Here is a 10561-nt window from a genome sequence, read left to right on the forward strand (position 1 = left end):
TTTATAAATTTGAGCAGACATGCTCGAATGTGCAATTCATCCCATCACCTATAGGTGAGGGAATTCTTGCTACGGTTGTTAAAATTCCTATCTTATTCATCTTTTTCCTCCATATACAACAGGCCAGAGTCAAAATTTTTTCTGACTCTGGCCTGTCAATTCTCATATTATAAAAATAAAATATGCATCTTCCCGCGGCTGTCATTTACCACTTCCGAATCTACCTGGTAAATCCTTTTGATCAGCTCCGGAGTGAGTACTTCCTGTGGAGTTCCATATCCTTCCAGCACACCATCTTTCAATACATAAATCTTATCGCAGTATGCCGCCGCAATATTCAGGTCATGGATAGCTGATATTACAGTTACGTTAAGTTTCTTTACCAGTTCCATCAGCATGATCTGATGTGTGATATCCAGATGGTTAGTCGGCTCATCAAGGATCAGTGCAGGTGTCTGCTGTGCAAGTGCTCTTGCCAGAATAACCCTCTGCTGCTCTCCACCTGACAGCGTAGAAAATGTGCGATCCGCAAATGCATCCATCTGTACCGTTTTCAGTGCTTCTTCAACAATCCGGTAATCTTTTGCATTATCCCGTTCCAATGCTTTCTTATGAGGTGCACGTCCCATCAACACGACTTCCCGTACGGTAAAATCAAAGTTGTAGTAATTGTGCTGTGCCACAACTGCCATTTTTCTGGCGGAGCTTTTTACGCTCATGGAATGGAGTTCTTCGCCGTCCAGATAAACGGCACCTGCATCTGGCTTCAGGATACGGTAGATGCATTTTAATAATGTAGATTTTCCGCTTCCGTTTGGTCCGATGATCCCTACCAGTTCCTTATCCTTTGACTCTATGGAAATTCCCTTCAGTATCTGTCTGGCGTGAAATCCAACCTGAATATCTTCTGTAGTGATTTTCATTACTTACTACCTCCAAATCCATAGGATTTCCGCACAAGCAGATAAATAAAGCATGGAGCACCGATAATGGATACCAGCACACCGATCGGCATCTCAGAATTCTTCAGGATCACACGACATGCCACATCACACCAGATCAAGAACGATGCACCAAGCAGTGCACTTAATGGCAATAATCTTCTGTGGTCTGTTCCAAAAAGGATTCTGATCACATGAGGGATCACAAGTCCTACAAAGCCGATCACACCTGCACAATATACTGCAAACCCGATCATTACAGAAGCAACGATCAAATAAAAAGTTCTCAGCCTGTGCAAATCAGTTCCCAGTGTGATCGATACATCATCTCCTAACAGCATCAGATTCAGATTACGATATTGCGTCCAGAAAATAATTACACAGATCAATGTAACAGGAAGCATTACACCTACTCTGCTCCAGCTTGCGCCTGCAAGGCTTCCCATCATCCACTTCATTACTTCTGTTGCTGCATTTTTGTCATTGGTGATATAGATAACAAAATTGGAAAAAGCAGAACATACCGCACTGACGGCCATTCCGGCAAGGATCAGTTTAGCAGAAGTAGCTTTTCCGCCCATGTTTGCAATGGCAATTACTGCAAAAGAAGTGACCATTGCACCAATAAATGCAGGAACACCAACTGAGTTTCCACCGAGAAATCCACCAACTCCAAGCATGATCGCCAGTGTTGCACCAAGGGATGCACCGGATGAAATACCAAGTACATATGGATCTGCCAGTGGGTTCTGGACAATCGCCTGCATAACTACGCCACAGACGGAAAGAGCCATTCCAACTGCCAGAGCCAGCAGGACTCTGGGCAGCCGGATCAGCCACACAACATCGTGAACTGCGCCTTCTGCATAGGCGGACAGGCTTTTGATATGAAACAATTTATATGCAATGACACTGTAAACATCTTTCAGTGACAGATCTGCATTTCCAAAAGTGATTGCTGCAAGAATGGAAAAAATCAAAAATGCCGCAAGCCCGATAAGAACTGCCACATACATGGATGTCCTGAGCACACTGCCTTTTTTTGTCTGTGAAACCTGTTCTTTCACTGTTATGTCCTCAATCAGTCAAGATTCACATCCGGATATAATCCTTTTGCGAAAGTTTCAATACCATCCTGTGTACGTGTTGCACTTGCGTACATTTCACTGAGCATGATCGGATAAACACGACCGTTCTTTACAGCGTCAAGGCTCTGAAGTGCTTCGTCATCCTTGATAACGGCAAGCTGGCTTTCTTTTACAGTTTCCGGATCATCACCTGCATATGGCATGTATACAACAAAAATCACATCAGGGTTTGCTGCAATGATATCTTCTTTTCCTGCTGTAGAAGCATCCGGGTTTGCCAGAGTCGCACCCAGTTGTGTTACCATATCTCCACCAAGGCTCTTTGCACCATAGTTTGTGATATCTTCTCCAAGAGGTTCCAGAACCATTACGCTTGGTTTCTCTTCTACATCTGCTGTTGCTGTAAGAGTTTTATCGATCACTGCCTTTGCATCATCTACGATTGCCTGTGCTTTGTCCTGTACATCAAAAATCTTTCCAAGATTTAAGATGTCTGTAAATTCATTTTCCAGAGTTCTGTCTCCGTCAGGGCGTGTGTTTGTGTTGTAATAAGTGTTGCATCCTTTGTCGATCCAGTCTGTTACATTTCCGAGATTTTTATCAGAAAACAGGGAGCTCCAGGATAAGATCATGTCTGGCTCCAACATCGTTACAGTCTCAAGGGATGGGGTAAATTCATCAAGATAATTTGTTTTTGAAAATGCATCTTTAAGTTCATCCGGAACTTCATTGTCAAGACCTGCAGTAGCTACCAGACGGTCTTCCAGGCCAAGTGCAAGCATGGTTTCAATGCTTCCCTGATATACAGCAAGAACTTTCTCTGGTGCCTTTTCATAGGTTGTTTCGATTTCATTTCCATCATAATCATAGGTTGTGATGGTCAGAGGATATTCTGTCTTTGTACCTTCTGCGTCTGCTGTCTTATCTGCATCTGCTGAATCCTGTGCGTCTGCATCTGCTGCCGGCTGATTGTCCTCTTTGATTGTCTCAGAGTCTGCTCTCTCTGCTGCAAAAGCTGCCGGAGCTGCGGAAACTGCCATAGCTGCTGCCATCATAATTGCCATGATTCTTGTGGATAAATACCTGTTTTTCATTTGACTTCCTCTCTTTTCGTATATGTTATTTACCTGTTCGTGTAACCGAAAAGATGGGACTTCAGAAAAAGTAAAATAGAAGTGATAAGAATAACGGATACTTTTTACGGAAGCTCCTTCTTTACGCTGTCAGGCAGGTTTCCTGACTCACAGATCACAGAAAATTTCCACAAAATAAAAACTGATACAACATCCATGCTTCAGCAGTTCATGAATGTTGTATCAGAAATATTTCCAGATACTCTCTGACAGCCGGATTCCGCCTTCTCACATATTTGTGCAATGACATATTACAATCCCGCTTTTTTTCTGTATACAGTGGCCGCAACCGTTCAGGCATTTCACCTGATTCCCTCTCACATTACCATACACAAAATCTGCATATGATAATGTTCACTTAACAGCTTATTCAATTACGCTGATACAATTTTAGCACACTGCTTTTATAATTACAACCATATTCGAGACACATCAGAATTCTTTCTTCTCCATAAGCCGGACACCAATCCAAAAAGACCCCATATATACAATTACTGTAAATAATACAACTCCGGCCAATACCATTCCCCAGTTCAGTCCATTCAGCCATGCATCGACTGCGTCTGCTGAAAGTCCCATTGTTTTTATCAGAATATAAACTACGGCAAATATAATAGCCCACATGACCATTGCAATATAACGTCCTTTTTCCGCTCCAAAATGTATTACAAGCGGGAGCGATACCGCCAGCATAAGAAGTGCCAGTGGAATGTATATCAGGCTGCCAATGATAGTCTCACTCAGACACCCCTGAAGTTCTGCCACACCTTTGCAGATTACTCCCGTTATCGTTGCAATTCCCCACGCTACAGCCGTAAGCCCTGCTCCCAGCAGATATTTTTCCGCCACATACTGTTTTCTGGTAACCGGCAAGGTCATAAGAAACGCAAGACCATTATCAAACTCATCATAACTTATAGTCGTAATGGCAAAAATTGCTGTGACAATCGTAAAATATCCTGTAGCAAAACTGACACTCCCGCTTCCTGCCAGATTCAGGATGACTTCCATTACAACAACCAGGATAAAAAACTGTTTCTGCTGTTTCATCAGTTCTATATCCTTTACAAATAATCCCTTCATACCTGTTCCTCCATCATCACTACCAGATCATCAATCTTTCCATTCTCAATTACAACATCCGGATAATTTTCCATATAAAATTGTTTCTGGTTTGTCAGACACCTGTATCCATAAGCTTCTTTCCGGATCTTAATAAGGTATTGCTGATCCAGTTTTTCGTACTCTTCTTCTGCAACTTTAAGAACTGCATAATCTGACAGCAGTACATCTGTATCCTCATGAAGGATAATTTTTCCGGCATGGATCATATAAAAATCGTCACAAAGACTCTCCAGATCTGATGAAATATGTGAACTGATCAGAATAGAACTGCTTTCATTTTCTTCCATATATTCTCTCAGCATGTTCAGCACTTCATCCCTGGCTATCACATCCAGACCAACTGTGGGCTCATCCAGAATCAGCAGTTCTGCCTTATGGCTTAATGCTGCCAGTACTTTAAACTTTGCTTTCATACCAGTGGAAAATTCTTTGATTTTCTTGTCTGTGGGCAGATTGAATCTTCTGCACTGCTGCAGGAATTTCTCTCTGTCAAAATCCGGATATATGCTTTTCATAATATTGGCCACGCCCGCTGCTGTCAGATACATACTGAAGCCTGAATCTGCAAAAACAACTCCCAGTTTCTGCTTATCCTCCGGCTTAAGCTCTTCTGCCTTTTTCCCAAAGACCTCTATCTCTCCGCCATCCGGATGAATCAGGCCAAGCAAAGCTTTAAATGTGGTGGATTTCCCGGAACCATTTCTTCCAATAAGTCCTGTAATCATCCCAGGCTGTACTTCCATAGAACAGTCCAGCGAAAAACCTCTGTAATTTTTCTGCAAATGACTGATTTTCAACATGTCTTAGTCCTCCATGATCATTTCAAAAAGATTTCTGATTTCCTCATCGTTCAGTCCACATCTTCTGCCCTTCATGATCGCCTGCTCCAGATCATGTTCTACTTCTTTGAGCTGTTCTTCCCTCATCAGGTTTTTATTTGTGGCTGCAACGTAGGTTCCTTTTCCATGAACAGTGACGGTAAATCCCTCTTCTTCCAGATTGTCGTAGGCTTTCTTCACAGTCAGGGCACTAATCTTCAGTTCCTTTGACAAACTGCGTACTGAAGGTAATACAGTGTCCGGCTGTAACTCTCCTCTGATAATCGCAGACTTAATCTGGTCTATGATCTGTTCATAAATAGGTACCATGGATGAATTATTGATTATTATATGCATATGTTTCTCCTCCATCTGCAAACAGTATATAACAGTGCATAACTGTTGTCAACTGTTTTATACTGTTATGCTTTATATTTTATCAAACGAGTCTGCCTGCCCCTGTTCACTGATAACATCTCACTTCGATTTGCAGACTAAAAACATTTCTACAGACAAAAAGAAAGATGGATTCGGTTATAAAATTTTCCAAATCTATCTTTCTTCTTATCAGATTCTTAATCCACATTGCTACGTATCTCTACACCGAATAACTGCTCTGCAGGGAACTCACTTAATTCGGTTAAAGAATTGTTTTTAATTTGTTTTTATGTAATGGTTTTTTCTCTGTTTTCTACTCTGCCAAATACGCCTTCAGTTTCTCCATATCAGCTTTCATCACTCTCCGTCCCACCTCATAAATCTCCTTTAAATGGGCGGGATCACGCTCAACCGGTTTGGCACTGATGTCTCTGTCCGGGCGGATAACATGGATCCTGCCCTCTTTTTCCAGATATGCGATTTTATCCAGCATACGATTATACTGAATATGACGTTCATCCAGAAGCTTTACAAGCTCCGGATACTCCCTGAACTTCAGTCTGAGCAGCGGCATCAGCTTATTATGTTCTTTTCTGTATCCCGGATGGCGAGTACATACTACCACATTTTTCTCATAACCCTGTGAAAGCATCCAGTTTACAGGAATCGGATCTGAGATACCACCGTCCAGATACATTCTTCCATTCAGCTTTACCGGTCTGGCGGCCAGTGGCAGGGAAGCTGATGCACGCATCCATTCCACATCCAGCCTGTCTCCCATTCTGCATTCCTGATAGCAGGGTTTTCCTGTTTCAATATCTGTACATACAACCGTAAACTTCATGGGTGATCTGGCAAATGTCTCTGTGTCAAAAACATCCAGCTTCCAGGGCACCTCCCCATATGCAAAATCTTTGCTGTAAAGATCGCCGGTAGTGATCCAGCTTTTCAATCCCATATATCGTTTATCCTTGCAGAATCTGGTATTATAACGAAGGGTTCGTCCAATCTGGCGGGACTTATAATTACATCCAAAAATTGCACCGGCGGAAACGCCAACTGTAGAATCTGCATAAATCCCCTGCTCCATCAGCTCATCCAGAACTCCGGCTGTATACAGTCCCCGCATACCTCCACCTTCCAGAACCATTCCGAGGCCTTTCTTTTTATTGTCTTCCATAGCTATTCTCACTTTTCACTTTCTTTCACATATTCATTTCGGATTGCAAATCCATGATCCATAGGGCCACTTCCCTTTCCCAGGTCAAGCATTGCCGCCAGTGCTCCTGAAATATACTGTTTGGAACGTTTTACAGCAGTCTGCAGGTCATATCCCTTTGCAAGATTGGAAGCAATGGCACTGCTCAACGTACAGCCTGTTCCATGTGTGTTTGGATTATCGATACGCTTTCCTTCAAACCAGCAATATTTTCCATCATAGTAAAGCAGATCATTTGCATCATTAATGCTGTGTCCGCCTTTGCAAAGTACTGCACAATGATATGTCTCAGAAATCTTTCCGGCAGCCTCTATCATTTCCTCTGCATTGGTCACTGACATTTCAACCAGAACCTCTGCCTCCGGAATATTCGGAGTAAGCACATCAGCCAGTGGAAACAGTTCCTGCTTCAATATCTCCACTGCATCATCACTGATCAGCTTGGCACCGCTTGTTGCAACCATAACAGGATCCACAACAATGTTTTCCGCTTTATATTGTTTCAGTTTCTCTGCTATTACATGAATCAGATCTTTATCTGATACCATTCCGATTTTTACCGCATCCGGATAAATATCCTGAAAAACAGAATCCAGTTCCTGCCCCAGAAATTCCGGTGTTACATTTAATATTGCCTGTACACCGGTTGTATTCTGTGCAGTTAATGCGGTAATGGCACTCATTGCATATACACCATTTGTGATCATTGTCTTAATATCTGCCTGGATTCCGGCGCCTCCGCTGGAATCACTTCCTGCGATCGTCAGTGCAGTTCTCATAATTGTCTTCCTCTCATTTCTTCTATAATACAATCTTATCTACTGCCTCTTTCAGTTCTTCTGCTGCTTCTTTAATGTTATTCTGAGCATAAATGGCACTGATCACTGCCACACCGCAAATCCCTGTTCCCTTTAGCTGAGATATATTTTCTGCTGTGATCCCTCCGATTGCCACCACAGGGATAGATACCGCTTCACAGATTGCCTTCAGTGTTTCATGGGGAAGTTCTGCCGCATCTGCTTTTGAACCGGTTGCAAATACTGCACCCACCCCCAGATAATCTGCACCACGCTCCTGTGCAAGCAATGCCTGCTCTACCGTTCGTGCCGAAACTCCCAGGATTTTATCCGGTCCAAGTTTCTCACGCACAGCACCTGCTTCCATATCACTCTGCCCTACATGAACACCATCTGCATTCATCTTCAAAGCAATTTCCACATTGTCATTTATGATCAGAGGTACCTTATAATCTCTGCATAATTCCTGAAGTTCAGCTGCTTCCTGCAGGAAAGTTTCATCATCTGAATTTTTATCTCTGAGCTGCAGAAAGGTTACGCCTCCATCCAGACTCTCCTTTACCACTTCCTTAAGGCTCCGCCCATTAAGCCAGTGACGATCCGTTATTGCGTATAAGCGCATTTTCTCTTTATCGAATTTCATGTTTCACTCCTCTTTTCTACTCTTATCTATAGCAATTTATCCCAAAAGTTCTGCTGCAACTTTCTCCAGCTCATCTCTGATCTTAATATGCTGCGGACATACTTCTTCCCACTTACCACATTTCACACATTCATTGGCAGATTTCCTGCCATGTTTGCCTGCCAGCCATTCTTCCTGGTGAACTGTGCAGTTGCTTCTTCTCTTGTCTTGCAGTTGATCCATGCTGCATTCTTTGTAAAAAGAGTCATATATTTTTTACATACTGATAATTCCCAAAACGTTTGCAATAGAACTCAGCAAAATAATGATCAGGCAAATCGGTGCAAAGTATTTGATAAATACTCTGTACAGTTTCTTTCTGCGGAATGGAGAAGACTGTTCAATTTCTTTTACCATTCCATCAATACCAACAACACGAAGAATCAGAATACAGGTTGCAAGTGCTGCCAACGGCATCATTACTGAGTTTGTCATAAAATCGAAGAAATCAAGGAAGTTCATTCCAAAGATACGAATGAAATCCAGAAGTCCATATCCCATGGAAGATGCGGTTCCAAGTACAATCATGATCACAACCATCAGACCGCAGCATTTCTTACGACTCCAGTGAAGTTCGTCCATGAATGTGGAAACACTGGTTTCCATCAGGGAAACTGCACTTGTCAGAGCTGCAAGTAATACAAGTATGAAGAATACGATTCCTGTTGCAGTACCAAATCCCATACTTGCAAATACTTTTGGCAATGTGATAAACATCAGAGATGGTCCTGCCTGAAGTGTTTCAGGATTTCCACCGGAGAATGCAAATACCGCCGGAATAATCATCAGTCCCGCAAGGATTGCGATACCTGTATCGAAAATCTCAACCTGTGTGGTAGATCTCTCGATATCCATATCTTTACGGACATAGGAACCGTAAGTATAGAGGATTCCCATTGCAATGGACAAAGAATAAAACATCTGTCCCATCGCTGCTACTACTGTCATCCAGGAGAAATTTTTCACATTCGGGATCAGGAAATATTTCACACCTTCAACAGCGCCCGGACGTGTGACAGAATAGATTGTAACTACGACTGCCAGAACTACCAGAACCGGCATCATGATCTTTGACATTCTCTCTACACCGTTCTGTACACCACCGAGAATGATGATGAATACAAGCGCCGCAAATACCAGAAACCAGAGTTCCACCTGCCAGGAATCGGAAATAAAGTTTCCAAAATATCCGTCTTCCGCTACTGCCTGGACATTTCCTTTGAAATATTCCACAAGATACTTAATTACCCATCCGCCAATCGTACTGTAATAAGGAACGATCAGCATTGGAATCACTGCATTTAACCATCCGCCGATTTTGAATGATTTCGTTTTTCCAAAATGCTCAAATGCACCTACCGGACTCTTTCTGGTCATTCGTCCAAGGGCTGTTTCTGACATGATCAGTACATAACCAAATGACGCTGTCAGAAGAATATAGATCAGCAGGAAAATTCCGCCTCCATATTTCGCTGCAAGATATGGAAATCTCCAGATATTTCCCAGTCCTACTGCAGAACCTGCAACTGCCAGCACATAACCAATCCTTCCGGAAAAGCTTCCTCTGTTATGGTTATGTGCAGAATTGTTTTCTTTTTTCATTATACACCTCACCTCGTTACAAAAACCTCCCATAGGATTTCTCCCATGGGAGGTCTGCTAGTTTTTTACTGATTCTATAGTATCAAAAAGATGCGGGAATGTCAAAGACTAATAATAATTACAGACTTAATTGTAACATAGTTACTGTTCACACACCACTATCCCAGTATATATTTCAAGTATAGTCTTTCTGTACACATTGTTCTATGATATAATAGTTGAGCTACCACCCCTAGACAGGTGCAGAAAGGGGGTGTGTTGTAAATGGATATGATCTTATCATTTATGCTTTCTATCTTGGCAAGTGTAATCGCCTACTACATTTGCAAATGGTTGGATAGAAAATAGCAGCTGGTAGCCAGCCTGGGGGAATAAGCCACCCTGCCCAAACGGAATAAAAAAGCCTCAGAGGTCGCAACTCTGGGGCTTTTGCTGTGTTATAAATGAATTTAACCTTATCATTTTGCCTACTGGCATTATATCATATGCATTTTTTGTTTGCAATATACTCAATATACTTTTTCGAATCAAGTCAAACTTTTGGTTACTGTTCACACATCACTATTCCGCGAGGTGTTTTGGCATGAATCTGCCACAATCCGTTTTATGAAATCGCAGATCGCTCCGAAGCAGTTCTTTCATCACCTCCCTGACTGCTCCATCTTCGCGGCGTTTCACATTCGCTCGTACATGAGTTATGTACCTGTTGTGCTGTCTATTCGATTGTCAACGAATCATGAAAGCTTATCTCAGCCTATAATGAAAATAGGATACTGAC

Annotated in this window: 11 protein-coding genes and 1 riboswitch; all 11 genes read right to left on the reverse strand. The window is 42.3% G+C overall.

Going from position 1 to position 10561, the window contains the following annotated elements; genetic code table 11:
* Positions 1–167: 167 nt before the first annotated feature.
* Positions 168–923, reverse strand: coding sequence for an ABC transporter ATP-binding protein (locus tag LJE09_RS15975; RefSeq protein ID WP_008705921.1), 756 nt, complete (start codon positions 921–923; stop codon positions 168–170).
* Positions 923–2008, reverse strand: coding sequence for a FecCD family ABC transporter permease (locus LJE09_RS15980; RefSeq protein ID WP_226852954.1), 1086 nt, complete (start codon positions 2006–2008; stop codon positions 923–925). Before LJE09_RS15980 ends, LJE09_RS15975 begins: the two co-directional genes overlap by 1 nt.
* A 14-nt stretch (positions 2009–2022) precedes the next feature.
* The gene (locus tag LJE09_RS15985) at positions 2023–3123 is read right to left on the reverse strand and encodes an ABC transporter substrate-binding protein (protein WP_025580358.1); all 1101 of its coding nucleotides are present in this window, start codon (positions 3121–3123) and stop codon (positions 2023–2025) included.
* A 115-nt stretch (positions 3124–3238) separates the two neighbouring features.
* A riboswitch (cobalamin riboswitch) is annotated at positions 3239–3507 on the reverse strand.
* Between the two features lie 87 nt (positions 3508–3594).
* Positions 3595–4245: an ABC-2 transporter permease gene (locus tag LJE09_RS15990; protein WP_025580357.1), complete on the reverse strand. Its 651-nt coding sequence runs from the start codon at positions 4243–4245 to the stop codon at positions 3595–3597.
* Positions 4242–5087, reverse strand: coding sequence for an ABC transporter ATP-binding protein (locus LJE09_RS15995; protein ID WP_173679501.1), 846 nt, complete (start codon positions 5085–5087; stop codon positions 4242–4244). Before LJE09_RS15995 ends, LJE09_RS15990 begins: the two co-directional genes overlap by 4 nt.
* A gap of 3 nt (positions 5088–5090) precedes the next feature.
* On the reverse strand, positions 5091–5462 hold the full coding sequence (locus LJE09_RS16000; RefSeq protein WP_008705927.1) for a GntR family transcriptional regulator: 372 nt from the start codon (positions 5460–5462) through the stop codon (positions 5091–5093).
* Positions 5463–5796: 334 nt separating this feature from the next.
* A complete protein-coding gene (locus tag LJE09_RS16005; protein ID WP_022380059.1) occupies positions 5797–6663 on the reverse strand; it encodes a patatin-like phospholipase family protein in 867 nt (288 codons plus the stop codon).
* Between the two features lie 8 nt (positions 6664–6671).
* On the reverse strand, positions 6672–7481 hold the full coding sequence (gene thiD, locus LJE09_RS16010; RefSeq protein ID WP_008705936.1) for a bifunctional hydroxymethylpyrimidine kinase/phosphomethylpyrimidine kinase: 810 nt from the start codon (positions 7479–7481) through the stop codon (positions 6672–6674).
* A 22-nt stretch (positions 7482–7503) separates the two neighbouring features.
* The gene (thiE, locus tag LJE09_RS16015) at positions 7504–8142 is read right to left on the reverse strand and encodes a thiamine phosphate synthase (protein WP_008705937.1); all 639 of its coding nucleotides are present in this window, start codon (positions 8140–8142) and stop codon (positions 7504–7506) included.
* A 36-nt stretch (positions 8143–8178) separates the two neighbouring features.
* The gene (locus tag LJE09_RS16020) at positions 8179–8364 is read right to left on the reverse strand and encodes a hypothetical protein (RefSeq protein WP_044951901.1); all 186 of its coding nucleotides are present in this window, start codon (positions 8362–8364) and stop codon (positions 8179–8181) included.
* Between the two features lie 33 nt (positions 8365–8397).
* On the reverse strand, positions 8398–9783 hold the full coding sequence (locus tag LJE09_RS16025; protein WP_118588149.1) for a sodium-dependent transporter: 1386 nt from the start codon (positions 9781–9783) through the stop codon (positions 8398–8400).
* Positions 9784–10561 lie beyond the last annotated feature (778 nt).

The organism is Blautia sp. DFI.3.45, assembly GCF_020593505.1.
GTDB lineage: Bacteria > Bacillota > Clostridia > Lachnospirales > Lachnospiraceae > Blautia_A > Blautia_A wexlerae.

What these genes read in the sequence shown, in the direction of transcription:
- LJE09_RS15975 (WP_008705921.1), bottom strand. Translation starts at nt 923, where the DNA reads ATGAAAATCACTACAGAAGATATTCAGGTTGGATTTCACGCCAGACAG.
- LJE09_RS15985 (WP_025580358.1), bottom strand. Translation starts at nt 3,123, where the DNA reads ATGAAAAACAGGTATTTATCCACAAGAATCATGGCAATTATGATGGCA.
- LJE09_RS15990 (WP_025580357.1), bottom strand. Translation starts at nt 4,245, where the DNA reads ATGAAGGGATTATTTGTAAAGGATATAGAACTGATGAAACAGCAGAAA.
- LJE09_RS15995 (WP_173679501.1), bottom strand. Translation starts at nt 5,087, where the DNA reads ATGTTGAAAATCAGTCATTTGCAGAAAAATTACAGAGGTTTTTCGCTG.
- LJE09_RS16000 (WP_008705927.1), bottom strand. Translation starts at nt 5,462, where the DNA reads ATGCATATAATAATCAATAATTCATCCATGGTACCTATTTATGAACAG.
- LJE09_RS16005 (WP_022380059.1), bottom strand. Translation starts at nt 6,663, where the DNA reads ATGGAAGACAATAAAAAGAAAGGCCTCGGAATGGTTCTGGAAGGTGGA.
- thiD (WP_008705936.1), bottom strand. Translation starts at nt 7,481, where the DNA reads ATGAGAACTGCACTGACGATCGCAGGAAGTGATTCCAGCGGAGGCGCC.
- thiE (WP_008705937.1), bottom strand. Translation starts at nt 8,142, where the DNA reads ATGAAATTCGATAAAGAGAAAATGCGCTTATACGCAATAACGGATCGT.
- LJE09_RS16020 (WP_044951901.1), bottom strand. Translation starts at nt 8,364, where the DNA reads ATGGATCAACTGCAAGACAAGAGAAGAAGCAACTGCACAGTTCACCAG.
- LJE09_RS16025 (WP_118588149.1), bottom strand. Translation starts at nt 9,783, where the DNA reads ATGAAAAAAGAAAACAATTCTGCACATAACCATAACAGAGGAAGCTTT.